The sequence below is a fragment of the Micromonospora sp. NPDC005806 genome (genome assembly GCF_042871425.1).
GTDB lineage: Bacteria > Actinomycetota > Actinomycetes > Mycobacteriales > Micromonosporaceae > Micromonospora.
On the sequence record NZ_JBIAIL010000011.1, the window covers coordinates 62,573 to 88,714 of the forward strand.

Annotated in this window: 23 protein-coding genes; 22 read left to right on the top strand and 1 reads right to left on the bottom strand. The window is 73.4% G+C overall.

Going from position 1 to position 26,142, the window contains the following annotated elements; translation table 11 throughout:
* Positions 1 to 172: 172 nt before the first annotated feature.
* Both efp and nusB read left to right on the top strand, forming a co-directional pair.
* Positions 173 to 730: an elongation factor P gene (efp, locus tag ACFYOS_RS14390; RefSeq protein ID WP_387140322.1), complete on the top strand. Its 558-nt coding sequence runs from the start codon at positions 173 to 175 to the stop codon at positions 728 to 730.
* Positions 731 to 753: 23 nt separating this feature from the next.
* Positions 754 to 1,164, top strand: coding sequence for a transcription antitermination factor NusB (gene nusB, locus ACFYOS_RS14395; RefSeq protein ID WP_387140596.1), 411 nt, complete (start codon positions 754 to 756; stop codon positions 1,162 to 1,164).
* A 73-nt stretch (positions 1,165 to 1,237) separates the two neighbouring features.
* Here nusB and ACFYOS_RS14400 read toward each other — a convergent pair whose 3' ends face one another.
* Complete coding sequence (locus ACFYOS_RS14400) at positions 1,238 to 1,726, bottom strand: transcriptional regulator (protein WP_013285505.1); 489 nt, start codon at positions 1,724 to 1,726, stop codon at positions 1,238 to 1,240.
* A gap of 285 nt (positions 1,727 to 2,011) precedes the next feature.
* Between ACFYOS_RS14400 and pyrR the strand changes: the two genes are divergently transcribed.
* The 20 genes from pyrR to ACFYOS_RS14500 all read left to right on the top strand — a co-directional run bounded on the left by pyrR (position 2,012) and on the right by ACFYOS_RS14500 (position 26,125).
* Positions 2,012 to 2,596: a bifunctional pyr operon transcriptional regulator/uracil phosphoribosyltransferase PyrR gene (pyrR, locus tag ACFYOS_RS14405; RefSeq protein WP_387140325.1), complete on the top strand. Its 585-nt coding sequence runs from the start codon at positions 2,012 to 2,014 to the stop codon at positions 2,594 to 2,596.
* A complete protein-coding gene (locus tag ACFYOS_RS14410) occupies positions 2,593 to 3,519 on the top strand; it encodes an aspartate carbamoyltransferase catalytic subunit (protein ID WP_387140328.1) in 927 nt (308 codons plus the stop codon). Before pyrR ends, ACFYOS_RS14410 begins: the two co-directional genes overlap by 4 nt.
* Positions 3,516 to 4,793 carry a dihydroorotase gene (locus ACFYOS_RS14415; protein WP_387140331.1) on the top strand — a complete coding sequence of 426 codons (1,278 nt, stop codon included), beginning with the start codon at positions 3,516 to 3,518 and terminating at the stop codon, positions 4,791 to 4,793. Before ACFYOS_RS14410 ends, ACFYOS_RS14415 begins: the two co-directional genes overlap by 4 nt.
* 3 nt (positions 4,794 to 4,796) lie before the next feature.
* A complete protein-coding gene (gene carA / locus ACFYOS_RS14420) occupies positions 4,797 to 5,939 on the top strand; it encodes a glutamine-hydrolyzing carbamoyl-phosphate synthase small subunit (RefSeq protein ID WP_387140598.1) in 1,143 nt (380 codons plus the stop codon).
* Complete coding sequence (gene carB / locus ACFYOS_RS14425; RefSeq protein WP_387140334.1) at positions 5,932 to 9,279, top strand: carbamoyl-phosphate synthase large subunit; 3,348 nt, start codon at positions 5,932 to 5,934, stop codon at positions 9,277 to 9,279. The genes carA and carB overlap by 8 nt, the downstream gene beginning before the upstream one ends.
* Entirely contained in the window at positions 9,276 to 10,295 is a 1,020-nt protein-coding gene (locus ACFYOS_RS14430; RefSeq protein WP_387140337.1) for a quinone-dependent dihydroorotate dehydrogenase, read from the top strand. Before carB ends, ACFYOS_RS14430 begins: the two co-directional genes overlap by 4 nt.
* Positions 10,292 to 11,566 carry an adenosylmethionine--8-amino-7-oxononanoate transaminase gene (locus ACFYOS_RS14435; protein WP_387140340.1) on the top strand — a complete coding sequence of 425 codons (1,275 nt, stop codon included), beginning with the start codon at positions 10,292 to 10,294 and terminating at the stop codon, positions 11,564 to 11,566. Before ACFYOS_RS14430 ends, ACFYOS_RS14435 begins: the two co-directional genes overlap by 4 nt.
* Positions 11,567 to 11,716: 150 nt before the next feature.
* The gene (pyrF, locus tag ACFYOS_RS14440) at positions 11,717 to 12,553 is read left to right on the top strand and encodes an orotidine-5'-phosphate decarboxylase (protein WP_387140343.1); all 837 of its coding nucleotides are present in this window, start codon (positions 11,717 to 11,719) and stop codon (positions 12,551 to 12,553) included.
* A gap of 178 nt (positions 12,554 to 12,731) precedes the next feature.
* Positions 12,732 to 13,049 carry an integration host factor, actinobacterial type gene (gene mihF / locus ACFYOS_RS14445; RefSeq protein ID WP_046564635.1) on the top strand — a complete coding sequence of 106 codons (318 nt, stop codon included), beginning with the start codon at positions 12,732 to 12,734 and terminating at the stop codon, positions 13,047 to 13,049.
* A gap of 25 nt (positions 13,050 to 13,074) precedes the next feature.
* Positions 13,075 to 13,608: a guanylate kinase gene (locus tag ACFYOS_RS14450; protein WP_387140346.1), complete on the top strand. Its 534-nt coding sequence runs from the start codon at positions 13,075 to 13,077 to the stop codon at positions 13,606 to 13,608.
* Positions 13,609 to 13,653: 45 nt separating this feature from the next.
* Positions 13,654 to 13,920, top strand: coding sequence for a DNA-directed RNA polymerase subunit omega (gene rpoZ / locus ACFYOS_RS14455; RefSeq protein WP_091341624.1), 267 nt, complete (start codon positions 13,654 to 13,656; stop codon positions 13,918 to 13,920).
* A 15-nt stretch (positions 13,921 to 13,935) separates the two neighbouring features.
* A complete protein-coding gene (gene coaBC, locus ACFYOS_RS14460) occupies positions 13,936 to 15,144 on the top strand; it encodes a bifunctional phosphopantothenoylcysteine decarboxylase/phosphopantothenate--cysteine ligase CoaBC (protein ID WP_387140349.1) in 1,209 nt (402 codons plus the stop codon).
* An 85-nt stretch (positions 15,145 to 15,229) separates the two neighbouring features.
* The gene (gene metK / locus ACFYOS_RS14465; protein ID WP_387140352.1) at positions 15,230 to 16,435 is read left to right on the top strand and encodes a methionine adenosyltransferase; all 1,206 of its coding nucleotides are present in this window, start codon (positions 15,230 to 15,232) and stop codon (positions 16,433 to 16,435) included.
* A 59-nt stretch (positions 16,436 to 16,494) separates the two neighbouring features.
* Complete coding sequence (locus ACFYOS_RS14470; protein ID WP_387140355.1) at positions 16,495 to 18,456, top strand: primosomal protein N'; 1,962 nt, start codon at positions 16,495 to 16,497, stop codon at positions 18,454 to 18,456.
* 266 nt (positions 18,457 to 18,722) lie between these two features.
* Positions 18,723 to 19,706, top strand: a complete 984-nt coding sequence (locus ACFYOS_RS14475) for an AAA family ATPase (protein ID WP_387140358.1) — start codon at positions 18,723 to 18,725, stop codon at positions 19,704 to 19,706.
* Between the two features lie 114 nt (positions 19,707 to 19,820).
* Positions 19,821 to 21,065 carry a cytochrome P450 gene (locus tag ACFYOS_RS14480; protein ID WP_387140601.1) on the top strand — a complete coding sequence of 415 codons (1,245 nt, stop codon included), beginning with the start codon at positions 19,821 to 19,823 and terminating at the stop codon, positions 21,063 to 21,065.
* Between the two features lie 42 nt (positions 21,066 to 21,107).
* Positions 21,108 to 21,668, top strand: coding sequence for a peptide deformylase (gene def / locus ACFYOS_RS14485; RefSeq protein ID WP_387140361.1), 561 nt, complete (start codon positions 21,108 to 21,110; stop codon positions 21,666 to 21,668).
* A gap of 5 nt (positions 21,669 to 21,673) precedes the next feature.
* Positions 21,674 to 22,600 carry a methionyl-tRNA formyltransferase gene (fmt, locus tag ACFYOS_RS14490; protein WP_387140363.1) on the top strand — a complete coding sequence of 309 codons (927 nt, stop codon included), beginning with the start codon at positions 21,674 to 21,676 and terminating at the stop codon, positions 22,598 to 22,600.
* A complete protein-coding gene (locus tag ACFYOS_RS14495; protein WP_387140366.1) occupies positions 22,597 to 24,186 on the top strand; it encodes an RsmB/NOP family class I SAM-dependent RNA methyltransferase in 1,590 nt (529 codons plus the stop codon). The genes fmt and ACFYOS_RS14495 overlap by 4 nt, the downstream gene beginning before the upstream one ends.
* Positions 24,187 to 24,397: 211 nt before the next feature.
* Positions 24,398 to 26,125 carry a M28 family peptidase gene (locus tag ACFYOS_RS14500; protein WP_387140369.1) on the top strand — a complete coding sequence of 576 codons (1,728 nt, stop codon included), beginning with the start codon at positions 24,398 to 24,400 and terminating at the stop codon, positions 26,123 to 26,125.
* The last annotated feature ends 17 nt before the right edge of the window (positions 26,126 to 26,142 follow it).

The window sequence follows — 26,142 nt, forward strand, 5'->3', positions numbered from 1 at the left end:
GGCGGGATGGGTGCCAGGGGGGCTGCGGGTTTGTCGCTCTGGGTGATGTTCGGCACGTCGGTGCGGGCTTTCCGGCGCGGCCGGCTGCGGCGGCGCGCAGCGCGGCGGACTCGGTTCGACACAGCTAGTAGACTTCTTGGGTCTGTCCGCCAATTGATGATCAAGGCAGGAAATGGCCACCACCAACGACCTCAAGAACGGCCTGGTACTCAACCTCGACGGGGAGCTCTGGGCCGTCGTCGAGTTCCAGCACGTCAAGCCCGGTAAGGGTGGCGCCTTCGTGCGCACCACGCTGAAGAACGTGCTGTCCGGCAAGGTCGTCGACAAGACCTTCAACGCGGGCACCAAGGTCGAGACCGCAACCGTCGACAAGCGCACCATGCAATACCTCTACGCCGACGGCGAGGACTACGTCTTCATGGACCTGGAGACCTTCGACCAGATCTCCGTCGCGGGCGGCACCGTCGGCGAGGCCGCCAACTACCTCCTCCCCGAGGCCGAGGCGACCGTCGCCACCCACGAGGGCGTGCCGCTCTACATCGAGCTGCCGACCTCCGTGGTGCTGGAGATCACCTACACCGAGCCGGGCCTGCAGGGCGACCGGTCGACCGGCGGCAACAAGCCGGCCACCGTCGAGACCGGCGCGACCGTCCAGGTGCCGCTCTTCATCACCACCGGCGAGAAGATCAAGGTCGACACCCGCGACGGCCGTTACCTCGGCCGAGCCTGATGGCCGAGGCTCCCAAGCAGCAGATGCCGGCGCGCCGCAAGGCGCGCAAGCGGGCGCTGGACGTGCTCTTCGAGGCCGACCTGCGGGACCGGCCCCCGGTCGACGTGCTCGCCGGCTACCTCGAGCGGATCGAGAAGCCGCGGCCGGAGCACCTGGGCTACGCAGTCGGCCTGGTCGAGGGCGTCGCGGCGCACCTCGACCGGATCGACGAGGTGATCGCCAGCTACGCCGAGGGCTGGACGCTGGACCGGATGCCGGTGGTCGACCGTAACCTCGCCCGGATCGCGGTCTACGAGCTGCTCTACGTCGACGAGATCGACGACGCGGTGGCGATCAGCGAGGCCGTGGAGCTGGCTCGGCAGATGTCGACCGACGACTCGCCGCGCTTCCTCAACGGCCTGCTCGGCCGGATCGCCGAGTACGCCACCCGCTGAGGCGCGCCTCACCCGCACACGACAAAGGGCCCGTGCCGGACGGCACGGGCCCTTTGCGTGGCGACAGCGGGCGTCAGGACGCGAAGAAGGCGCGCGGGTCCGCGACCAGCACGCCGTGCTCCGTGAGCCGCTCGATCAGGCCCGACGGCGAGGCGTCGTAGACGATGGCGAGGGCGCGCAGGTCGTCGGCGCGAATGGAGAGCACCCGACCGTTGTAGTCGCCGCGCTGCTGCTGGATGGCGCGGGCGTACCGGGCGACGTAGGCGAGGTCCTCGGAGGCCTCGTCGTAGAGCCGCTCCAGGTCCAGGACGATCTTGCTGGTGGGCTCGTGGCGCACCCCGCTGCCGTCGGGCAGCAGCTCCGAGACGGGAACGCGGTAGAAGTCGGCCAGCTCCGCCAGGCGGGACACGGTGACGGCCCGGTCGCCACGCTCGTACGAGCCGACCACCACGGCCTTCCACCGCCCGTTCGACTTCTCCTCCACACCCTGCAGGGACAGGCCCTGCTGCTGGCGGATGGAGCGCAGGCGGGCGCCCAGCGACTTGGCGTATTCAGAGGGCATTCGGACACTCCCAGTGCTGCTCGGGGTTCTCCCAGCTATCGCTACGGAGCGTGACGGTACGGGGATTGCGACACGCGGTCAAGTGTTCGAGACGACCCGGTGTGGGGACCAGGTACGGCTTGTCCGCATTTCTCCACCCTGATTCCGGGGTCAGTACCGGCGGCGGTCGACCCGGTGACCGCTGGTAACGTGGCGTGAAGCCCCGGTCCGGGCCCCGCGTGGCCCGCCCGGAAGACCAGACGTCCTTTAACGACCCGTCCCGTGAGGCGGGGAAGGAGGTCCGCCGTGGCCTACCCACCGGCTGCCCAGTCGTCGCCGCCGCGACAACCCTCGGTGAAGGTGATCCTCGCCGCCGCCGACGTGTCGCGAGTGGTCGACCGCATCGCCCACCAGATCCTGGAGAAGACCCAGGGCGCCGCCGACACCGTGCTGCTCGGCATCCCCACTCGGGGTGTGCCCCTGGCCCGGCGCCTCGCCGCCCGGATCAGCACCTTCGAGGACGTGACCGTCCCGGTCGGCGTGCTCGACATCACCCTCTACCGCGACGACCTGCGCCGGCACGCGACCCGCGCGGTCGGCCCGACCGACCTGCCCTCCGACGGAATCGACGGCAAGCGGGTCATCCTCGTCGACGACGTGCTCTTCTCCGGCCGCACCGTGCGGGCCGCCCTCGACGCGCTCAGCGACGTCGGCCGCCCGGCCTCCGTGCAGCTCGCCGTCCTGGTCGACCGCGGCCACCGCCAGCTGCCGATCCGCGCCGACTACGTCGGCAAGAACATTCCGACCGCGCTCGCCGAGAGCGTCAAGGTCACCCTCGCCGAGACCGACGGTGCCGACGAGGTCAAGCTCTACGGGGGTGCACCCGCATGATCCGGCACCTGCTCTCCGGGGCCGACCTGGACGCGGCCACCGCCACCCAGATCCTGGACACCGCCGCCGAGATGGCCACCGTCGCCGGCCGCGAGGTGAAGAAGCTGCCCGCGCTGCGCGGCCGGACCGTGGTGAACCTCTTCTACGAGGACTCCACCCGGACCCGGATCTCGTTCGAGGCGGCCGCCAAGCGGCTCAGCGCCGACGTGATCAACTTCTCGGCCAAGGGCTCCAGCGTGACCAAGGGCGAGAGCCTGAAGGACACCGCGCTCACCCTCCAGGCCATGGGCGCCGACGCGGTGGTCGTCCGGCACCCCGCCTCCGGCGCCCCGCACCGGCTGGCCAACTGGGTGGACGGGTCGGTGGTCAACGCCGGCGACGGCACCCACGAACACCCCACCCAGGCGCTGCTCGACGCGTACACCATGCGCTCCCGGCTGGGCCGGCTCGCCGGCCTGCACGTGGCGATCGTCGGCGACGTGCTGCACTCCCGGGTGGTCCGCTCCAACGTGCTGCTGCTCTCCACCCTCGGCGCCAAGGTCACCCTGGTCGGCCCGCCCACGCTCATCCCGGTGGATATCGCCCAGGCCCTCGCCCCCGGCACCGATGTCTCCTACGACCTCGACGCCGTTCTTCCCGGTGTGGACGTGGTGATGATGCTGCGGGTGCAGCGGGAGCGGATGAACGACTCCTACTTCCCCTCGGCCCGCGAGTACGCCCGCCGCTACGGGCTCGACGGGCCGCGCATGCGCCGGCTGCCCGAGCACGCGATCGTCATGCACCCCGGTCCGATGAACCGGGGCATGGAGATCACCCCCGAGGTGGCCGACTCGCCCCGCTCCACCATCGTCGAACAGGTCGCCAACGGGGTCTCCGTGCGGATGGCCGTCCTCTACCTACTGCTCGGAGGGAACAACCGGTGACCGCGTACCTGGTCAGGAACGTGAGTGTGGTCGGCGGCGCGCCGACCGACCTGCTGATCCGCGACGGCGCCGTGGCGGAGACCGGCGCCGGGCTGACCGCGCCGGACGCCACCGTGATCGACGCCACCGGCCTGGTGGCCCTGCCCGGCCTGGTCGATCTGCACACCCACCTGCGCGAGCCGGGCCGGGAGGACGCCGAGACCGTCGAGTCCGGCTCCCGGGCGGCGGCGCTCGGCGGCTACACCGCCGTCTGCGCGATGGCGAACACCTCGCCGGTGGCCGACACCGCCGGCGTGGTCGAGCAGGTCTGGCGGCTCGGTCGGGAGGCCGGGCTGGTCGACGTGCAGCCGATCGGGGCGGTCACCGTCGGCCTGGCCGGCGAGCGCCTGGCCGAGTTGGGCGCGATGGCCGACTCGGCGGCCCGGGTGCGGATCTTCTCCGACGACGGGCACTGCGTCGCCGACCCGAAGCTGATGCGCCGGGCCCTGGAGTACGTCAAGGCGTTCGACGGGGTGATCGCCCAGCACGCCGAGGAGCCCCGGCTCACCGAGGGCGCGCAGATGCACGAGGGTGAGGTCTCCACCCGGCTGGGGCTGACCGGCTGGCCGGCGGTCGCCGAGGAGGCGATCATCGCCCGGGACGTGCTGCTGGCCGAGCACGTCGGCAGCCGGCTGCACATCTGCCACGTCTCCACCGCCGGCAGTGTGGAGGTGCTGCGGCACGCCAAGGCGCGCGGGGTGAAGGTGACCGCCGAGGTGACCCCGCACCACCTGCTGCTCACCGACGAGAAGGCCGCCACCTACGACCCGGTCTACAAGGTCAACCCGCCGCTGCGGACCGCGAGCGACGTCACCGCGCTCCGGGCCGCGCTGGCCGACGGCGTGATCGACATCATCGCCACCGACCACGCCCCGCACGCCGTCGAGGACAAGGAGTGCGAGTGGGCGTACGCCCGGCCGGGCATGCTCGGTCTGGAGACGGCGCTCTCCATCGCCCTCGACGTGCTCGGCCCGCAGTGGGACCTGATCGCCGAGCGGATGTCCCGCGCCCCGGCCCGCATCGCCGGCCTGGACGGGCACGGCGTCGACCCCGCCCCCGGCGTACCGGCCAACCTGACCCTGGTCGACCCGGCCGCCCGTCGCGTCATCGAACCGGCGGAGCTGGCCAGCCGCAGTCGCAACACCCCGTACGCCCGCATGACGCTGCCGGGTCGCATCGTGGCGACCTTCCTGCGTGGCGAGCCGACGGTCCTGGACGGAAAGGCTGTCAAGTAAATGGTGAAGCGTAGGCCCGCGATCCTCGTGCTCGAGGACGGGCGCACCTTCCACGGCGAGGCGTACGGCAGCGTCGGGGAGACCTTCGGCGAGGCCGTCTTCAACACCGGCATGACCGGCTACCAGGAGACCCTGACCGACCCCTCCTACCATCGCCAGGTGGTGGTGCAGACCGCGCCGCACATCGGCAACACCGGCGTCAACGACGAAGACGACGAGTCCGGCCGGATCTGGGTCGCCGGGTACGTGGTGCGCGACCCGGCCCGGATCGGCTCCAACTGGCGGGCCACCGGCGGTCTGGAGGACCGGCTCGCCGCCGAGGGCGTGGTCGGCATCAGCGGCGTGGACACCCGGGCGCTCACCCGCCACCTGCGCGAGCGGGGCGCGATGCGGGTCGGCATCTCCAGCGTCGACGACGACCCGCGCGCCCTCCTCGAGCGGGTCCGCAGCTCGCCGCGGATGGTCGGCGCGGACCTCTCCGCCGAGGTGACCACCGCGAAGCCGTACGTGGTCGAGGCGCAGGGCCCGCACCGGTTCACCGTCGCGGCGCTGGACCTGGGCATCAAGCGCAACGTGCCCCGCCGGCTCGCCGCCCGCGGCGTCACCACCCACGTGCTGCCCGCCACCGCCTCCATCGAGGACCTGCTCGCCACCGGGGCGGATGCGGTGTTCTTCTCGCCCGGCCCGGGCGACCCGGCCACCGCCGACGGACCGGTGGCGCTGGCCCGGCAGGTGCTGAGCCGGCGGATCCCGCTGTTCGGCATCTGCTTCGGCAGCCAGATCCTCGGCCGGGCGCTCGGCTTCGGCACCTACAAGCTCGGCTACGGCCACCGCGGCATCAACCAGCCGGTGCTCGACCGGGCCACCGGCAAGGTCGAGGTGACCAGCCACAACCACGGCTTCGCCGTCGAGGTGCCGGGCGCGCAGGCCGGGGCGGTCGTCCCCGACCAGGTGATCGACACCGAGTTCGGCGGCGTCCAGGTGTCCCACGTCTGCCTCAATGACAACGTGGTCGAGGGGCTGCGGGCCAGGGACGTGCCCGCCTTCACCGTCCAGTACCACCCGGAGGCGGCAGCCGGCCCGCACGACGCGGACTACCTGTTCGACCGCTTCGCCGAGCTCATCGAAGGCGGAAAGAATGCCTAAGCGGACCGACCTCAAGCACGTCCTGGTGATCGGCTCCGGGCCGATCGTGATCGGGCAGGCCTGCGAGTTCGACTACTCCGGCACTCAGGCCTGCCGGGTGCTGCGCAGCGAGGGGATCCGGGTCAGCCTGGTCAACTCCAACCCGGCCACGATCATGACGGACCCGGAGTTCGCCGACGCCACGTACGTCGAGCCGATCACCCCGGAGTTCGTCGAGCTGGTCATCGCCAAGGAGCGCCCCGACGCGCTGCTGCCCACCCTGGGCGGGCAGACCGCGCTGAACACCGCGGTCGCCCTGCACGAGGCCGGCGTCCTGGAGAAGTACGGTGTCGAGCTGATCGGCGCGAACATCGAGGCGATCCGGCGCGGCGAGGACCGGCAGCTGTTCAAGGACATCGTCGCCAAGGCGGGCGTCCGGATCGGCCTGGCGGACCCGTCCTCGCTGGTGCCGCGCTCCCGGGTCTGCCACTCGATGGACGAGGTCCGGGAGACCGCCATCGAGCTGGGCCTGCCGGTGGTGATCCGGCCGTCGTTCACCATGGGCGGCCTCGGCTCCGGCATGGCGCACACTGACGAGGACCTGGCGCGCATCGCCGGGACCGGCCTGGCCGCCAGCCCCGTGCACGAGGTGCTCATCGAGGAGAGTGTGCTCGGCTGGAAGGAGTACGAGCTCGAGCTCATGCGCGACCGCCACGACAACGTGGTGGTGGTCTGCTCGATCGAGAACGTCGACCCGATGGGCGTGCACACCGGTGACAGCGTCACCGTCGCTCCGGCGATGACCCTGACCGACCGGGAGTACCAGCGGCTGCGCGACCTGGGCATCGCGGTGCTCCGCGAGGTCGGGGTGGACACCGGCGGCTGCAACATCCAGTTCGCGGTCAACCCGGCCGACGGCCGGATCGTCGTGATCGAGATGAACCCGCGGGTCTCCCGCTCCTCGGCCCTGGCCTCGAAGGCCACCGGCTTCCCGATCGCCAAGATCGCCGCGAAGCTGGCCATCGGCTACACCCTGGACGAGATCCCCAACGACATCACCCTGAAGACCCCGGCGGCGTTCGAGCCGACCCTGGACTACGTGGTGGTGAAGATCCCCCGGTTCGCGTTCGAGAAGTTCCCCGGCGCGGACCCGGAGCTGACTACCACTATGAAGTCGGTCGGCGAGGCGATGAGCCTCGGCCGCAACTTCACCGAGGCGCTGAACAAGGCGATGCGCTCGATGGAGACAAAATCTGCCGGCTTCTGGAGTGTGCCGGATCCGCAGGGGGCAACCAAGGAGAACAGTCTCGCCGCGCTGCGGATGCCGCACGACGGTCGGCTCTACACGGTGGAGCGGGCGCTGCGCCTCGGCGCGTCCATCGCCGAGGTCGCCGAGGCGTCCGGCGGGATGGATCCCTGGTTCCTGGACCAGATCGCCGCGCTGGTGGAGCTGCGGGCGGAGATCGTGGACGCCCCGGTGCTCGACGCCGACCTGCTGCGCCGGGCCAAGCGGGCCGGCCTGTCCGACCGGCAGCTCGCGGCGCTCCGCCCCGAACTTGCCGCCGAGGACGGCGTCCGCACCCTGCGCCACCGGCTCGACGTGCGCCCGGTCTACAAGACGGTGGACACCTGCGCCGCCGAGTTCGCGGCGACGACGCCGTACCACTACTCCACCTACGACCAGGAGACCGAGGTCGCGCCCTCGGACCGGCCCAAGGTGATCATCCTGGGCTCCGGGCCGAACCGGATCGGGCAGGGCATCGAGTTCGACTACTCCTGCGTGCACGCCGTCATGGCGCTGCGCGAGGTGGGCTACGAGACGGTGATGGCCAACTGCAACCCGGAGACCGTCTCCACCGACTACGACACCGCCGACCGGCTCTACTTCGAGCCGTTGACCTTCGAGGACGTCCTCGAGGTGTGGCACGCCGAGGACTCCTCCGGCCGGGCGGCCGGCGGCCCGGGCGTGGTCGGGGTGATCGTGCAGCTCGGCGGGCAGACCCCGCTCGGCCTGGCCCAGCGGCTCAAGAACGCCGGCGTGCCCGTGGTCGGCACCTCGCCGGAGTCGATCCACCTGGCCGAGGAGCGCGGCGCGTTCGGCGCGGTGCTGGCCCGGGCCGGGCTGCGCGCCCCGGCGCACGGCATGGCCACCTCGTACGACGAGGCCAAGGCGATCGCCGACGAGATCGGGTACCCGGTGCTGGTGCGCCCGTCGTACGTGCTCGGCGGGCGGGGCATGGAGATCGTCTACGACGACCCCACCCTGCACGACTACATCGGCCGGGCCACCGACATCTCGCCCGACCACCCGGTGCTGGTGGACCGGTTCCTCGACGACGCGATCGAGATCGACGTGGACGCGCTGGTCGACGCAGACGGTGACGTCTACCTCGGCGGGGTGATGGAACACATCGAGGAGGCCGGCATCCACTCCGGCGACTCGTCCTGCGCGCTGCCGCCGATCACCCTGGCCGGCTCCCACCTGGCCCAGGTACGCCGCTACACCGAGGCGATCGCCCGCGGCGTCGGGGTGAAGGGCCTGCTCAACGTCCAGTACGCGCTCCAGGGCGACATGCTCTACGTGCTGGAGGCGAACCCGCGCGCCTCCCGGACGGTCCCGTTCGTCTCCAAGGCCACCGCCGTGCCGCTGGCCAAGGCGGCGGCCCGGATCGCGCTCGGCGCCACCATCGCCGAGCTGCGCGCCGAGGGGGTGCTGCCGCCCACCGGGGACGGTGGCACCATGCCGGCCGACGCCCCGATCGCGGTCAAGGAGGCGGTGCTGCCGTTCAAGCGGTTCCGCACCCCGTCCGGCAAGGGCATCGACGTGCTGCTCGGCCCGGAGATGAAGTCCACCGGCGAGGTGATGGGCATCGACACCGGCTTCGGCCAGGCGTTCGCCAAGTCGCAGGCGGCGGCGTACGGCTCGCTGCCCACCGCCGGGAAGATCTTCGTCTCGGTCGCCAACCGGGACAAGCGCGGCATGATCTTCCCGATCAAGCGCCTCGCCGACCTGGGCTTCGACATCGTCGCCACCACCGGCACGGCGGAGGTGCTGCGCCGGCACGGCATCGCCTGCGAGCAGATCCGCAAGCACTACGAGTCGGGCGAGGGCGAGGACGCGGTGTCGCTGATCCTCGGCGGCGACGTGGCCCTGGTGGTGAACACCCCGCAGGGCTCCGGCGCGAGCGCCCGCTCCGACGGGTACGAGATCCGCAGCGCGGCGGTCACCGCCGACATCCCGTGCGTCACCACGGTGCCCGGCGCGGCGGCCGCGGTGATGGGCATCGAGGCCCGGATCCGGGGCGACATGCAGGTCCGTCCCCTCCAGGAGCTGCACGCCGCCCTGCGGGCCCGGCAGTGATCTTCGAGCGGGTGGTCCGCCCGCAGCTGTTCCGGATCGGGGGCGGGGACGCGGAGGCCGCGCACGAGTGGACCCTGCACCGGCTGGCGGGGCTGTCCCGCCGGCCGGCCGCCCTGGCCACGCTGCGGACGCGCTACTTCCGGCCGGCGCCGCGCACCGTGTTCGGGGTGGACTTCCCCAACCCGGTCGGGCTGGCCGCCGGCATGGACAAGAACGGTGTCGCGCTGCCGGCGTGGCCGGCGCTCGGCTTCGGTTTCGTCGAGGTCGGCACGGTCACCGCGCACGCCCAGCCGGGCAACCCCCGGCCCCGGCTGTTCCGGCTGCGCGACAGCGAGGCCGTGGTCAACCGGATGGGCTTCAACAACGCCGGGGCCGAGGCGCTCGCCGCCCGGCTGGCGGCGCTGCCGCGCCCGATCGGGGTGCCGTTGGGCATCTCGCTCGGGAAGTCCAAGGTGACCCCGCTCGACCAGGCCGTCGAGGACTACCTGGCCTCCTACCGGACGTTGCGGGAGCACGGCGACTACTTCGCGGTCAACGTGTCCTCACCGAACACCCCCGGCCTGCGGTCCCTTCAGGACCGATCCCATCTGGACGCGCTGCTCGCGGCGCTGGTGGGGGAGAAGCCGGTGCTGGTGAAGATCGCCCCGGACCTCACCGAGCCGGCCATCGCCGAGCTGCTGGAGGTCTGCCTCGACCGCGGGGCGGCCGGGGTGATCGCCACCAACACCACCCTGGCCCGGGACGGGCTCGCCCCGGCCGACCGGGCGCGCGGCGCGGAGACCGGCGGCCTGTCCGGGCGTCCGCTGTCCGGTCGCGCCCGCGAGGTGGTCGCCCTCGTGCACCGGGAGACCGGCGGCCGGCTGCCGGTGATCGGGGTCGGCGGCATCCTCGACCCGCACGACGCGGCCCGGATGTTCGACGCCGGCGCCAGCCTGGTGCAGCTCTACACCGGATTCATCTACCGCGGTCCGGCCCTGGTCCGATCGGTCGCCGGGGCGGCCCGGAGAGCCCCGTGACGCCCGAGGAGATCCTCGCCGCCGACCGCCGGCACGTCTGGCACCCGTACGCGGCGCTGCCGCCGGCCAGCCCGCCCTACGTGGTGGACAGCGCCGAGGGCGTACGGCTGCGCCTGGCCGACGGCCGGGAGCTGGTCGACGGCATGTCGTCCTGGTGGGCGGCCATCCACGGCTACCGGCACCCGGTGCTGGACGCCGCGGTCACCGACCAGCTCGGCCGGATGAGCCACGTGATGTTCGGCGGCCTCACCCACGAGCCCGCGGTACGGCTGGCGCGGACCCTGGTCGAGCTGGCCCCGGACGGCCTGGAACACGTCTTCCTGGCCGACTCCGGCTCGGTCAGCGTCGAGGTGGCGGTGAAGATGTGCCTGCAGTACCAGCGGGCCAGCGGGCGGCCGGAGCGCCGCCGGTTGGGTACCTGGCGGGGCGGCTACCACGGCGACACCTTCCACCCGATGAGCGTCTGCGACCCGGAGGGCGGCATGCACCACCTCTGGGGGGACGTGCTGCCCCGGCAGGTCTTCGCGCCGGTGCCGCCGGGCGGCTTCGACACCCCGCCGGATCCGGCGTACGAGGCGGCCCTGGTGGACGCGGTGGAGCGGCACGCCGACGAGCTGGCCGCGGTGATCGTGGAGCCGGTGGTCCAGGGGGCCGGCGGCATGCGCTTCCACCACCCGCACTACCTGCGGGTGCTGCGCGAGGTGACCCGGGCGCACGGCATCCTGCTGGTCTTCGACGAGATCGCCACCGGCTTCGGCCGCACCGGGACCATGTTCGCCGCCGAGCACGCCGGGGTGGCCCCGGACGTGCTCTGCGTCGGCAAGGCGCTCACCGGCGGCTACCTCACCCTGGCCGCCGCCCTGTGCACCGCGGAGGTCGCCCGCGGGATCTCCGCGGACGGAGTGCTGGCGCACGGCCCGACCTTCATGGGTAACCCGCTCGCCTGCGCGGTCGCCAACGCCTCCCTGCAGCTGCTGCGGGCCGGGGACTGGTCCGCACAGGTGGCGAGGATCTCCGACGGGCTGCGGGCCGGCCTGGAGCCGTTGCGGGCCGTTCCTGGCGTCGCCGACGTGCGGGTGCTCGGCGCGATCGGGGTGGTCCAGCTCGACCACGACGTGGACATCCCCCGGGCGACCGCCGCCGCGGTCGCGCAGGGCGTCTGGCTGCGGCCGTTCCGGGACCTGGTCTACACCATGCCGCCGTACGTCACCGACGAGGCGGACGTTTCCCGGATCGCGGCCGGCATCGAGGCCGCGGTCAAGGCGGGCTGAGCCGGCGGGGGAGGGCCGCGGCGAACCGGTCGCCACCGGTGGCCGTACGGTCCGGCTGCCGACGGTGGCCGGTGACAGGAGGACGGGCGACGGGGTGCCCGTCGCGGACACCGCGCGGCGCGACGCCGCGCGAGGAGATGGAGAGTCGCGATGGAGAGTTTCGGCGCCCGTCTGCACCGGGCCGTGGCCGAGCGGGGACCGCTCTGCGTGGGCATCGACCCGCATCCCGGGCTGCTGGCCCGCTGGGGGCTGTCCGACGACGTCGAGGGCCTGGACCGGTTCTGCCGGACGCTGGTGGACGCGCTCGGCGACCGGGTCGCGGTGGTCAAGCCGCAGTCGGCCTTCTTCGAGCGGTTCGGCTCGCGGGGTGTCGGAATCCTTGAGTCAACTATCCGACAGTTGCGAAATTGTGGCTCACTCGTTCTCCTCGACGTCAAGCGGGGCGACATCGGCTCGACGGTCAGCGCGTACGCGTCGGCGTACCTCGATCCATCCAGCCCGCTGTATGTCGACGCGGTGACCGCGAGCCCCTACCTGGGGGTCGGCTCGCTCGCGCCGATGTTCGAGCTGGCCACCGCGCACGGGGGCGGCGTGTTCGTCCTGGCGCTCACCTCCAATCCGGAGGGCGCCGCCGTGCAGCGGGCCGTCACCGCCGACGGGCGGACCGTGGCGCAGACCGTCATCGACGAGATTTCCCAGCTCAACCGGGGTGCGGACCCGCTCGGCAGCTTCGGGCTGGTGGTCGGTGCGACGATCAGCGAGACCGGCCACGACCTCTCCGGCGTGCACGGTCCGCTGCTCGCTCCGGGGCTCGGGGCGCAGGGCGCCTCGGCCGCGGACCTGCGTACCGTCTTCGGTTCGAGCGTGTCGGCTGTGCTGCCGTCGTACTCCCGCGAGGTGCTGCACGCCGGCCCGGACGTGGCCGCGTTGCGGACCGCCGTCGACCGGGTACGGGCGGAGTGCGAGGCCGCCCTGGCCGGCGCGTAATCGCATGACGGCTCCGTCACATTCTGTTGATCTCGCGCGCCCACGTTGCCGAAAGCTCCGTTGACCGCTAGTTTTCCCCGCGCTGGGAACCACGGACCCCTTTGGTTGCCAGCGTCACCACGTTTCACAGAAGCGGCGGTGCGCCCCGCCCGCCGCATTAGGGACCTGAGGAGAACTGGTGCCGCTCCCGTCACTGACCCCCGAGCAGCGCGCTGCCGCGCTGGAGAAGGCCGCGGAGATCCGCAAGGCCCGTGCCAAGCTGAAGGAGGACCTCAAGCAGGGCAAGACCAGCCTCGCCACCGTCCTTGAGCAGGCCGAGTCCGACGACGTCGTCGGCAAGCTGAAGGTGTCGGCCGTGCTGCAGGCGATGCCGGGCATCGGCAAGATCCGGGCCACCCAGATCATGGAGAAGCTCAAGATCGCCGACAGCCGTCGCCTGCGCGGTCTGGGCGAGCAGCAGCGCAAGGCTCTGCTTGGAGAGTTCGCCGCCAACTGACGCCCAAGGCGTGTAGAAACAAGCGGTGAGCACGGATGACGAGGCGCGCCCGGCGGCTCGGCTCACTGTCCTGGCCGGACCTTCGGGTGCCGGCCGGGAGAGTGTCGTCGAGCAGGTCCGGGCGCGCTTTCCTTCGGTGTGGCGGCCCGTGCCCGCGACCACCCGGCCGCAGCGCCCCGGCGAGGTGCCGGGGGTGGACCGGATCTTCCTGGACGCGGCCGCGTTCGACCGGATGATCGCGGCCGACGAGCTGCTCGAGTGGAGCCGGATCGGGCCGTTCCGGCGCGGCGTGCCGCGCGAGGGGATCCGGGCCCGGCTCGCCGAGGGCCGGCCGGTGCTGCTGCCGCTGGACCTGCCGGGCGCGCTCGCCGCCCGGGCCGTCGTGCCGGACGCGCAGCTGGTGCTCCTCGCCCCACCGTCGTACCGGCCGGACCCGGCCGTCGCCGCCGCCTTCGCCCACGCCGTGGTGCACGACCACACCGAGCGCGCGGCGGAGGAGCTGGTAGGCTTGCTCGGTTCATCCTTCCTGGCTCCGGCCCAACCGCGCCTGAGCGGTTGAGCGGCCACCGCCGCCGGGCGGTGCACAAAGACGCAGAGGTTATTCGTGGGATCCATCGCCACCAACCCCGAGGGCATCACCAACCCGCCGATCGACGAGCTCCTCGAGAAGACGGACTCGAAGTACGCGCTGGTGATCTTCGCCGCCAAGCGCGCGCGCCAGGTCAACGCCTACTACAGCCAGCTCGGCGAGGGCCTGCTGGAGTACGTCGGCCCGCTCGTGGAGACCACTCCGCAGGAGAAGCCGCTCTCCATCGCCATGCGCGAGATCAACGCGGGTCTGCTCACCGCCGAGCCGACCGACCAGCCGTAAGGCCCGCCCGCGCCGATGGCCGCCGAGATCGTCCTCGGGGTCGGCGGCGGCATCGCCGCCTACAAGGCGTGTGAGCTGCTCCGGCTCTTCACCGAGTCGGGCCACCGGGTCCGGGTCGTGCCGACCGCGTCGGCGCTCCGCTTCGTCGGGGCGCCGACCTGGGCCGCGCTCTCCGGCCAGCCGGTCGCCGACGACGTCTGGTCGGACGTGCACGAGGTGCCGCACGTCCGCCTCGGTCAGCACGCCGACCTGGTCGTGGTGGCCCCCGCCACCGCCGACCTGCTCGCCAAGGCCGCCCACGGCCTCGCCGACGACCTGCTCACCAACACCCTGCTGACCGCCCGCTGCCCGGTGGTGCTCGCCCCGGCGATGCACACCGAGATGTGGGAGCACCCGGCCACCGCCGCGAACGTGGCGACCCTGCGGTCCCGGGGCGTCCGGGTGATCGAGCCCGCGGTCGGCCGGCTCACCGGCAAGGACACCGGCAAGGGCCGGCTGCCCGACCCGGCGGAGATCTTCGCGGTCGCCCGGCGCGCCCTGGCCCGGGGCGTCGACGCCCCGGCCGACCTGGCCGGCCGGCACGTGGTGGTGACCGCCGGCGGCACCCGCGAGCCGCTCGACCCGGTCCGCTTCCTCGGCAACCGTTCCTCCGGCAAGCAGGGGTACGCGTTCGCCCGCGCCGCCGTGGCCCGGGGCGCCCGGGTCACCCTGGTCTCGGCCAACGTCGCGCTCGCCGAGCCGGCCGGCGTGGACCTGGTCCGGGTCGGCACCACCGAGGAGTTGCGCACGGCGACCCTGGCGGCGGCCGCGGCCGCGGACGCCGTGGTGATGGCCGCCGCCCCCGCCGATTTCCGCCCGGCCAGCTACGCACCCGGTAAGATCAAGAAAGCGGAGGACGGCAGCGCGCCCACCATCGAGCTGGTCACCAACCCCGACATCGCGGCGGAGCTGGGCCAGCGCCGGCGGCCGGAGCAGGTGCTGGTGGTCTTCGCCGCCGAGACCGGGGACGCCGAGGCGAACGGTCGGGCCAAGCTCGCCCGCAAGCGGGCGGACCTCATCGTGATCAACGAGGTCGGCGTGGACAAGGTCTTCGGCGCCGAGACCAACGCCGCCACGGTGATCGGGGCGGACGGTTCGGTGCACCGGCTGCCCGAGCAGCCCAAGGAGGACCTGGCCGACGCCGTCTGGGACCTCGTGGTCGCCCGGCTGACGGAGCAATCCTGACGGTTGGTCACCTCGGGTTCCCCGGGTCACCCTGGGAGCACGGTGACTAAACTGCCGCCGAGCGACCTTTTCAAAGAGCTTTCACATGCTTAGGAGTGCCGTGACACGTCTCTTCACGTCCGAATCGGTCACGGAAGGCCACCCGGACAAGATCGCCGACCAGATCAGTGACGGCATTCTCGACGCCCTGCTCGCCCAGGACCCGCACAGCCGCGTCGCGGTCGAGACCCTGATCACCACCGGCCAGGTGCACGTCGCCGGCGAGGTGACCACCAAGGCGTACGCCGACATCCCGACCATCGTCCGGGAGACCATCCTGGAGATCGGGTACGACTCGTCGAAGAAGGGCTTCGACGGCTCCTCTTGCGGCGTCAGCGTCTCCATCGGCGCTCAGTCGGCGGACATCGCGCAGGGTGTGGACAACGCGTTCGAGCTGCGTACCGGCTCCTCGGAGAGCGCGCTGGACGCGCAGGGCGCCGGCGACCAGGGCATGATGTTCGGCTTCGCCTGCTCGGAGACGCCCGAGCTGATGCCGCTGCCGATCGCGCTGGCCCACCGGCTGGCCCGTCGCCTCGCCGCGGTGCGCAAGGACGGCACCATTCCCTACCTGCGCCCGGACGGCAAGACCCAGGTGACCATCGAGTACGACGGCCTGCGCCCGGTCCGCCTCGACACGGTCGTGGTCTCCAGCCAGCACGCCGCCGACATCTCGCTCGACTCGCTGCTCACCCCGGACGTCCGGGACCACGTCATCACGCCCGAGCTGGAGGGCCTCGGCCTGGACACCGAGGGCTACCGGCTGCTGGTCAACCCGACCGGGCGGTTCGAGATCGGCGGCCCGATGGGCGACGCCGGCCTCACCGGCCGCAAGATCATCGTCGACACCTACGGCGGCTACGCCCGCCACGGCGGCGGCGCCTTCTCCGGCAAGGACCCGTCCAAGGTCGACCGTTCCGCCGCGTACGCGATGCGCTGGGTCGCCAAGAACGTGGTCGCCGCCGGGCTCGCCGAGCGCTGCGAGGCGCAGGTCGCGTACGCGATCGGCAAGGCGCACCCGGTCAGCCTCTTCATCGAGACCTTCGGCACCGAGACCGTGCCGGTCGCCTCGATCGAGAAGGCCGTCGCGGAGGTCTTCGACCTGCGCCCGGCCGCCATCATCCGGGACCTCAACCTGCTCCGCCCGATCTACCAGCAGACCGCCGCGTACGGCCACTTCGGCCGTGAGCTGCCGGACCTGACCTGGGAGGGCACCGACCGGGCCGCCGACCTCAAGTCGGCCGCGGGAGCCTGACCGGCACCAGGCGCAGCGACCGGCAACCCGCGACGGGGTCGCCGGTCGCTCGCGTCTGCGTGGACCTGCCCCTGGCCCACCTCGACCGCCCGTTCGACTACCTGGTCCCCGCCGAGCTGGACGGCCCGGCGCAGCCCGGCGTGCGGGTGAAGGTGCGCTTCGCCGGCCAGCTCGTCGACGGCTGGCTGCTGGAGCGGGTCGAGGAGTCCGATCACCCCCGGCTGGCGTACCTGGAGAAGGTGGTCTCCCCGGTGCCGGTGCTGGCCCCGGAGGTCGCCCGGCTCGCCCGGGCGGTCGCCGACCGGTACGCCGGCAGCCTCGCCGACGTGCTCCGGCTCGCCGTCCCGCCCCGGCATGCCCGGGTGGAGAAGGACGTCACCGCGGCCGCCACCGACCCCGGTGCCCCGGCGGCCGACCCCACCGCCGCCGACGCTGCCGGGCCCGCGGCCGCGCCGTCGCCGGCGCCGGTGGACCCGCGCGGCTGGCGGGACTACCCGGCCGGCCCGGCCTTCCTGCGGGCGCTCACCGACGGGCGGGCGCCCCGCGCGGTCTGGTCCGCGCTGCCCGGCGAGGACTGGGCCGCCCGGTACGCCGACGCCGTCGCCGCCACCGTGGCCGGCGGCCGGGGCGCGGTGGTCGTGGTGGCCGACGCCCGCGACCTGGACCGCCTCGACGCGGCACTGACCGGGGTCCTCGGGCCGGGGCGGCACGTCTGCCTCTCCGCTGCGCTGGGCCCGGCCCGGCGCTACCGCGCCTTCCTCGCCGCCCTGCGCGGCGACGTGCCCGTGGTCGTCGGCACCCGCGCGGCGATGTTCGCCCCGGTGGACCGGCTCGGTCTCGTCGCGATCTGGGACGACGGCGACGACCTGCACGCCGAGCCCCGGGCGCCGTACCCGCACGCCCGGGAGGTGCTGCTCACCCGGGCCCAGCTCGGCGCGGCTGCCGCCCTGATCGGCGGGTACGCCCGCACCGCCGAGGCGCAGCTGCTGGTGGAGACCCGCTGGGCCCGCGAGGTGGTGGCCGACCGGGCCACCGTCCGCGCCCGGGTGCCGGCCATCGCGCCCACCGGGGACGATCCGCACCTGGCCCGGGACCCCGGTGCCGCCTCCGCTCGGCTGCCCAGCCTGGCCTGGACCACCGCCCGGGACGCGCTCCGCGCCGACCTGCCGGTGCTGGTGCAGGTGCCCCGCCGCGGCTACCTACCCTCGGTGGCCTGCGCCGACTGCCGCACCCCGGCGCGCTGCCCGCACTGTGCGGGACCCCTTGCGCTGCCCTCCGCCGAGGGGGCGCCGGCCTGCCGCTGGTGTGGCCGGGTCGTCGCCGCGTACGCCTGCCCGGAGTGTGGTGGACGGCGGCTGCGGGCCGCGGTCACCGGCGCCCGGCGAACCGCCGAGGAGCTCGGCCGCGCCTTCGCCGGCGTCCCGGTGCGCACCTCGGGCCGGGAGGAGGTGCTCGGCACGGTGCCCGGCGGAGCGGGCCTGGTGGTCGCCACCCCGGGGGCCGAGCCGGTCGCCGAGGGCGGGTACGGGGCGGTGCTGCTGCTCGACTCGTGGGCGCTGCTCACCCGGGCCGACCTGCGGGCGGGGGAGGAGGCGCTGCGGCGCTGGCTGGCCGCGGCCGCGCTGGCCCGGCCCGGCGACGCGGGCGGCCGGGTGGTGGTGGTGGCGGACGGCGCCCTGGCCCCCGTGCAGGCCCTGCTGCGCTGGGACGCGGCCTGGTTCGCCGCTCGTGAGCTGGCCGAGCGGCGCGAGCTGGGCTTCCCCCCGGCGGTCCGGATGGCCAGCGTCACCGGTGTGGCGGACGCGGTGGCGGACCTGCTGGCCGGCGCCCGGCTGCCCGACGGCGCGGAGGTGCTCGGCCCGGTGCCGGCCGACGAGGGGCGGGAACGGATGCTGGTCCGGGTGCCCCGGGCCCGGGCGGCCGCGCTCGCCGAGGCGCTGCACACCGCCGCCGGGCAGCGCAGCGCCCGCAAGGCCGCCGATCCGGTCCGGCTCCAGGTCGACCCGCTGAGTCTGTTCTGACCGCCCGCCGCGTCGTGACGTGCCGCGCCTGGCTGGTCGCCCAGGGGCGTGACCAGGGGTTTGTCGCACACCTCGTGCGGCCGGTCGGTGAACGGCGCGTGATAACGTAGCCCGTCATGCTGAGTGCACGACGGCTCCAGGTCGCGGCGCGGCGTCCGACGCGCCGAGCTGGAGTTGTCGCAGGATGGCGCGACGATGGCGGAAGCGCGTCGGGCCGACGCCAACTCGATGATGTCAATGCGGCGCTGATCAGGGGTGGACCAGTCGTGACCGTTCGTCATTCGATCGTCTTCAATGGTGACCTCGGCAGCGGCAAGAGCACCGTCTCCGTCGAGATCGCCAAGCGGCTGAACATGCGCCGGGTCAGCGTCGGCGACCTCTACCGGCAGATGGCGCAGGAGCGGCAGATGACCGCCCTCCAGCTCAACCTGCACGCCGAGCTGGACCAGGCCGTCGACGGGTACGTCGATCAGCTCCAGCGGGATATCGCCGCCTCCGGTGAGCGCCTGGTGATGGACTCCCGGCTGGCCTGGCACTTCTTCACCGACGCGCTCAAGGTGCACATGATCACCGAGCCGACCGAGGCGGCCCGGCGGGTGCTCGCCCGGCCGTCCGGCCCGGCGGAGAGCTACACCTCGCTGAATGAGGCGAGGGCCAAGCTCAGGGAGCGCAGCGAGAGCGAGCGCGGCCGGTTCATCGTGCGGTACGGCGTCGACAAGGCGCGGCTGCGCAACTACGACCTGATCTGCGACACCACCCGGGCCACCCCGGAGCAGGTGATCCAGCACGTCATCGACGTCTACGAGGGCCGGCTCGGCGCCGACGTGGTGGCCGAGGGCCAGCCGCTGCTGCTGCTCGACCCGGCCCGGGTCTACCCGACCGAGGACATCGCCACCCTTCGCGGGCTCTGGGACTCGGAGTTCGTCGGCGACGTGGCCGAGGCCGGTGACGAGGCCCTGGTGCCGCTGACCATCGGCTACACCGGGGAGTACTTCTTCGTGGTCGACGGGCACCGCCGGCTCAGCGCCGCCCTGCAGAACGGCTTCCCGCTGGTCCCGGCCCGGCTGGCCGCCGAGGTGGAGGAGCCGGTGGTCGGCGGGATGTCCGCGGTCGACTACTTCGCCGCCCAGGCCCGCCCCAGCCTGATCCACGACTGGGAGGCCGCGCACGGCCTCCAGCTCCCGCTGCCCGAGCACGCCCTGCTAGGCGGGGACGCGGTGCTGGCCGGGGAGCCGGGCACCGTCGCCTGACCGGGGCGGCCAGGCGACGGGATCGCCGGATCGGGCGTACCGGAGCATGATGAGGGTCTCCGACGCCCCCCGGGGAGGCCGACCGTGGATCCTGCCGACGCCCTCGCGCTGTTGATGTCCCCGTCGGGACGGGTAAACCCGTACCCGACCTACGAGCAGCTGCGCGCGCACGGCCCGGTGGTCCAGGCCGGCCCGGTCTTCTACCTGGTGACCGACTACGCCGAGGCCGACGCGATCCTCCGCGACCCCCGGTTCGGGGTGATGGACGATCACCTGCGCGACCAGTTCCTGCCCGGCTGGCGGGAGAGCCCGGCGGTGCTGTCGATCTCCCGGTCGATGCTGCGCACCAACCCGCCGGACCACAGCCGGATGCGGCGGCTGGCCGCCGGCGCCTTCACCCCGCGCCGGATCGCCGCCATGCGGGACGTGGTCGTCGCCCAGGCCGACGAGCTGATCGACGGGATGCTGGCCCGCGGCCGGGACGGTGCGGCGGTCGACTTCCTGGCCGAGTTCGCGTATCCGCTGCCGGTGGGGGTGATCTGCGCGCTGCTCGGGGTGCCGGCGGCCGACCGGCCGCTGTTCCGGCGCTGGGCCACCGACCTCACCGGGGTCCTCGAGCCCGAGATCACCCCGGAGGAGCTGGCCGTGGCCGACCGGGGCGCCGGCGAGCTGCGCGACTACTTCACCGAGCTGGTCGCGGCCCGCCGCCGGGCGCCGGCCGACGACCTGACCACTGCGCTGGTGCAGGCGCACGACTCCGACGGTGTCCGGCTCTCCGGCGACGAGCTGCTGGCCAACCTGATCGTGCTACTGGTGGCCGGCTTCGAGACCACCACCAACCTGCTCGGCAACGGCCTGGTGGTGCTCCTCGACCACCCCCGCGAGGCGGCCGCGCTGCGCGACCACCCCGAGTTCGCGCCCGGCTACGTCGACGAGCTGCTGCGGTACGACTCACCGGTGCAGCTCACCTCCCGGGTGAGTACCGTCCCGGCCCGGCACGGCGGCGTCGACCTGCCCGCCGAGAGCTGGCTCATCGTGATGCTCGGCGCCGCGAACCGGGATCCCCGCCGCTACCCCGAGCCGGCCCGCTTCGACCCGTGGCGTCCGCAGGTCCATCCGCTCTCCTTCGGCGCCGGCCCGCACTACTGCCTCGGGGCCGCCCTGGCCCGGCTGGAGGCGCAGGTGGCCTTCCCGATGCTGCTGCGCCGCCTGCCCGGACTCGCCCTGGCCGGGACGCCCGAGCGGCGGATCCGGCTCACCCTGCGCGGCTACGCCACCCTCCCGGTCACCGTGGGTGACGGAGCCGCGCCGGTCGCCGATTGCGGTACGCCGGCCGGAGCGACGGGGGTCACTCCGTAGACTGGTACGGCACCACTCGCCCCAGTTAAGGAGCCACCCCGCGTGACCGTCCAGCCCATCCGTCTGTTCGGCGATCCGGTGCTGCGCACGCCGGCCGACCCGGTGGTCGACTTCGACGCCGAGCTGCGCAAGCTGATCGCCGACCTGACCGACACGATGCGCGAGCAGAGCGGGGCCGGCCTGGCCGCACCGCAGCTCGGGGTGGGCCTGCGGGTGTTCACCTTCGACGTGGACGACGTCCTCGGGCACCTGGTCAACCCGGTGCTGGAGTTCCCGGACGAGGAGGAGCAGGACGGGCCGGAAGGGTGCCTGTCCATCCCCGGGCTCTACTTCGACACCAAGCGTCGGCAGAACGTCATCGCCAAGGGCTTCAACGGCTACGGGGACCCGCTGCAGATCGTCGGCACCGGCCTGATGGCCCGGTGCGTCCAGCACGAGACCGACCACCTCGACGGGGTGCTCTTCGTCGACCGGCTCGACCCGGCCGGCCGCAAGGCGGCCATGAAGGCGATCCGCCAGGCCGAGTGGTACGACGCGGCCACCCCGCCGACCGTCAAGCTCAGCCCGCACGCCGCCGGCAACCCGTTCGGCCTGGGGCGGTGAGGCGGATGCGTCTGGTCTTCGCCGGCACGCCGGCCGTCGCCGTCCCCGCCCTGGACGCCATCGCCGCGTCCGGCCACGAGCTGCTGGCCGTGGTCACCCGTCCCGACGCGCCGGCCGGCCGCGGCCGGGGACTGGTCCGCTCGCCCGTCGGCGCCTGGGCCGACGCGCACGGCGTCGAGGTACTGACCCCGGCGAAGCCGCGCGAGCCGGAGTTCCTGGACCGGCTCCGCGAGCTGGCCCCGGACTGCGTGCCGGTGGTCGCGTACGGCGCGCTGGTGCCGCCGGTGGCGCTGGAGATCCCCCGGTACGGCTGGATCAACCTGCACTTCTCGCTGCTGCCCGCGTGGCGCGGCGCGGCGCCCGTGCAGCACGCCGTGCTGCACGGCGACGAGCTGACCGGGGCCAGCGTCTTCCAGCTGGAGGAGGGGCTGGACACCGGCCCGGTGTACGGCACGGTGACCGACGAGATCCGTCCCGGCGACACCTCGGGCGACCTGCTGGAACGGCTCGCCCACGCGGGCGCCGGCCTGCTCGTGGCGGTGCTCGACGCGCTCGGCGCCGGCACCGCCCGCGCCGAGACGCAGCCCGCCGACGGGGTCTCCCTCGCGCCGAAGCTGACCGTCGAGGACGCCCGGGTCCGCTGGACCGACCCGGCGTTCGCGGTCGACCGCCGGATCCGTGCCTGCACCCCGGCGCCCGGCCCGTGGACCACCTTCCGCGGGGACCGGGTCAAGCTCGGCCCGGCCACCCCGGTGGCCGACGGCCCGGAGCTGAAGCCCGGCGAGCTGCTGGTCGAGAAGGCCCGCGTCCTCGCCGGCACGGCCACCGTCCCGGTGCGGCTCGGCGAGGTGCGCGCGGCCGGCAAGAAGGCCATGTCGGCGACCGACTGGGCGCGTGGCGCCCGGGTCACCGCGGGGGAGGTGTTCGCGTGACGGGGCCGTCGGAGCCTCGGGGCGAGCGGTTCCCCGACGACGGTCCGCGCGGCGGGTCCGCGGGCGGCGGCGCCCGTCCGGGCGGCGAGCGGTCCGCCGGGGCCGAGCGGGGCCAGCGGTACGCCCGCGGCGGGCGGCCCGGCGACGCCGGCCGGTTCGCCGGCGGTGACCGGTCCCGCGAGGGGCGTTTCGGCGTCGAGCGGCGGGGCGGCCGTCGCCCGGCCCGGCCCGCCGTCGACCTGCCCCGGCACGTGGCGTACCAGGCGATCGCCGCGGTGCACCGGGACGACGCCTACGCCAATCTGGTGCTGCCGGCGATGCTTCGCGACGAGGGGCTGACCGGCCGGGACGCCGCGTTCGCCACCGAGCTGACCTACGGCACGCTGCGGCACACCGGCACCCTGGACGCGATCATCACCGACGCGGCCGGCCGGGACGTGCAGCGGATCGACCCGCCGGTGCGCGACGCGCTGCGGCTCGGGGCGTACCAGCTCCTGCACACCCGGGTGCCGGCGCACGCGGCGGTCTCCTCCACGGTCGATCTGGTCCGCGCCGTCGGCCCGGGCGCCACCGGCTTCGCCAACGCGGTGCTCCGCGAGGTGGCCACCCGCGACGTCGACGGCTGGGTGGCGAAGCTCGCCCCGTCGGCCGAGACCGACCCGATCGGCCACCTGGCCCTGGCGTACAGCCACCCGAAGTGGATCGTGCGGGCCTTCGCCGAGGCGCTCGGTGGCGATCTCGGCGAGACCGCCCGGCTGCTGATCGAGGACAACGAGCGTCCCCCGGTGCACCTGTGCGCCCGGCCTGGCCTGGCCGACCCGGTGGAGCTGGCCGACGAGGTCGGTGGCGCGCCCGGCGCGTTCTCCCCGTACGCGGTCTACCTGTCCGGCGGCGCGCCGGGTGAGCTGCCGGCGCTGGCCGAGGGGCGGGCGCACGTCCAGGACGAGGGTTCCCAGCTGGTGGCGAACGCCCTCGCGGTAGCGCCGCTCGACGGCCCGGACGGCCGCTGGCTCGACCTGTGCGCCGGGCCGGGAGGCAAGGCCGGCCTGCTCGGCGCGCTCGCCGCGCAGCGCGGTGCCCGGCTCACCGCGGTCGAGGTGGCCGAGCACCGGGCCCGGCTGGTCGCCCAGGCCACCCGGGGCCTGCCGGTGAACGTGTTGAACCTCGACGGGCGGACGGTCGGCGCCGACCCGAAACTGCCGGAGGGGCACTTCGACCGGGTGCTGGTCGACGCGCCGTGCACCGGCCTCGGCTCGCTGCGCCGCCGCCCGGAGTCCCGCTGGCGCCGCCAGCCCGCGGATCTGCCGCCGCTGACGCGGTTGCAGCGGGAGCTGCTCACCGCGGCGCTGCGCGCGGTGCGGCCGGGCGGGCTGGTCGCGTACGTGACCTGCTCGCCGCACACCGTGGAGACACACGTGACGGTGACCGAGGCGTCCCGCCGGTGCGGGTTCCCGGTGGACTTCGTCGACGCCCGGCCGCTGCTGCCGGCCGGCATGCCCGGGCTCGGGGACGGGCCGACGGTGCAGCTCTGGCCGCAGCGGCACGGCACCGACGCGATGTTCCTGGCGGTGCTGCGCAAGGGCTGAGCCCGGGCTGCCTGGCGGGGTGCGGGCGTTGGCGGTGGCGACCGGCGGCGGCAAGACCGGTTCACGCGGGATGTGACACTCCCGTTGACTCTGATATCGATACATGTAACTGTGCCGATTATCGGTCCCGTCGATGCCGAGGCTCCCACCGGAGCCCACGGGTCGCACCCACCCCGCCCGTACGTCCCGCCGACCCCCACGAGGAGTCTCCATGAGACGCAGCACGTCGACCGCGGGCCTCGCGCTCGCCCTCGTCGCCGCCCTGACGACGACCCTCGCCGGCACCTCCGCCTCGGCCGCACCCGCCCCGGCGGCGGCCCCCGCGCTGGCCGCACCGGACATCTCGGTGACCAACGTCCAGGCCCACCTGGCCCAGCTCAACACCATCGCCACCAACAACGGCGGCACCCGGCGGGCCGGCTCGGCCGGGTACACCGCGTCGGTCGCCTACGTCAAAGCCAAGCTGCAGGCCGCCGGCTACACGGTCACCGAGCAGTACTGCTCGACCTGCACGTACCCGTCCAACAACCTGATCGCCGAGTGGCCGCAGGGCCCCGCCGACCAGGTCGTCATGTTCGGCGCCCACCTCGACAGCGTCTCCGCCGGGCCGGGCATCAACGACAATGGCTCCGGCTCGGCCACCCTCTTGGAGAACGCGCTGGTGCTGGCTCAGCAGAACCCCGCCATGACCAAGCGGGTCCGGTTCGCCTGGTGGACCGACGAGGAGCAGGGACTCAACGGCTCGGAGTTCTACGTCAACTCGTTGAGCGCCACCCAGAAGGGCTACCTCAAGGGCTATTACAACTTCGACATGGTCGGCTCGCCCAACGGCGGCTATTTCATCAACCGGATCACCTCGACGACGGCGGCGCCGCTGAAGGCGTACTGGGACTCGTTCGGCATCCAGCCGGAGGAGAACGTCGAGGGGCAGGGCCGCTCCGACGACTACTCCTTCCAGCAGGCCGGCATCCCCACCTCCGGCTACGCCGCCGGCGCCAGCGCGCGCAAGAGCAGCGCCCAGGCGAGCAAGTGGGGCGGCACGGCGAACAGCGCGTACGACTCCTGCTACCACCGCTCCTGCGACACCACGAGCAACATCAACGCGACCATCCTCAACCGCGGCGCCGACGGCGTGGCGTACGCGATCTGGCAGCTCGCGGTCGGCGGCACCCCGACCAACGACTTCTCCGTCGCGGTGAGCCCCACCTCCGGCAGCGTGTCCCGGGGCGGCTCCACCACCGCGACCGTCAGCACCGCCACCCCGAGCGGCAACGCCCAGCCGGTCAGCCTCTCCGCCGCCGGCGCGCCGAGCGGGGTGAGCGTGTCGTTCAGCCCGTCCTCGGTCACCTCGGGCGGCTCGGCGACCATGACGGTGAGCGCCTCCTCGACCGCCACCACCGGCACCTGGACCATCACGGTCACCGGCACCGGCTCGGTCACCCACACCGCCAGCTACACCCTCACCGTGACCGGCACCGGCGGCTGCGCCGGCGGACAGTTGATCGGTAACGGCAGCTTCGAGTCGGGAACGTCGCCGTGGACGGCGACGTCGGGTGTGATCACCAGTTCCTCGGGCCAGGCGGCGCGGACCGGGTCGTACAAGGCGTGGCTGGACGGGTACGGCAGCTCGCACACGGACACGCTGTCGCAGTCGGTGAGCATCCCGGCCGGCTGCGCGAGCTACACCCTCGCGTTCTGGCTGCACATCGACACGTCGGAGACCACCGGGTCGACGGCGTACGACAAGCTGACCGTGCAGGTCGGCAGCACGACGCTGGCCACGTACTCGAATCTCAACGCCGCGTCCGGTTACCTGCAGCGCACCTTCAACCTGGCGTCCTACGCCGGGCAGACGGTGACGCTGAAGTGGACGGGCGTGGAGGACTCGTCGCTGCAGACCAGCTTCGTCGTCGACGACGTGACGGTGCAGGTCGGCTAGGCGGTGCTCCGGAGCGG

Coding starts and splice junctions, on each gene's coding strand:
- efp (WP_387140322.1), top strand. CDS start 173: ATGGCCACCACCAACGACCTCAAGAACGGCCTGGTACTCAACCTCGAC.
- nusB (WP_387140596.1), top strand. CDS start 754: ATGCCGGCGCGCCGCAAGGCGCGCAAGCGGGCGCTGGACGTGCTCTTC.
- ACFYOS_RS14400 (WP_013285505.1), bottom strand. CDS start 1,726: ATGCCCTCTGAATACGCCAAGTCGCTGGGCGCCCGCCTGCGCTCCATC.
- ACFYOS_RS14410 (WP_387140328.1), top strand. CDS start 2,593: ATGATCCGGCACCTGCTCTCCGGGGCCGACCTGGACGCGGCCACCGCC.
- carB (WP_387140334.1), top strand. CDS start 5,932: ATGCCTAAGCGGACCGACCTCAAGCACGTCCTGGTGATCGGCTCCGGG.
- pyrF (WP_387140343.1), top strand. CDS start 11,717: ATGGAGAGTTTCGGCGCCCGTCTGCACCGGGCCGTGGCCGAGCGGGGA.
- coaBC (WP_387140349.1), top strand. CDS start 13,936: ATGGCCGCCGAGATCGTCCTCGGGGTCGGCGGCGGCATCGCCGCCTAC.
- metK (WP_387140352.1), top strand. CDS start 15,230: ATGCTTAGGAGTGCCGTGACACGTCTCTTCACGTCCGAATCGGTCACG.
- ACFYOS_RS14480 (WP_387140601.1), top strand. CDS start 19,821: ATGTCCCCGTCGGGACGGGTAAACCCGTACCCGACCTACGAGCAGCTG.
- fmt (WP_387140363.1), top strand. CDS start 21,674: ATGCGTCTGGTCTTCGCCGGCACGCCGGCCGTCGCCGTCCCCGCCCTG.
- ACFYOS_RS14500 (WP_387140369.1), top strand. CDS start 24,398: ATGAGACGCAGCACGTCGACCGCGGGCCTCGCGCTCGCCCTCGTCGCC.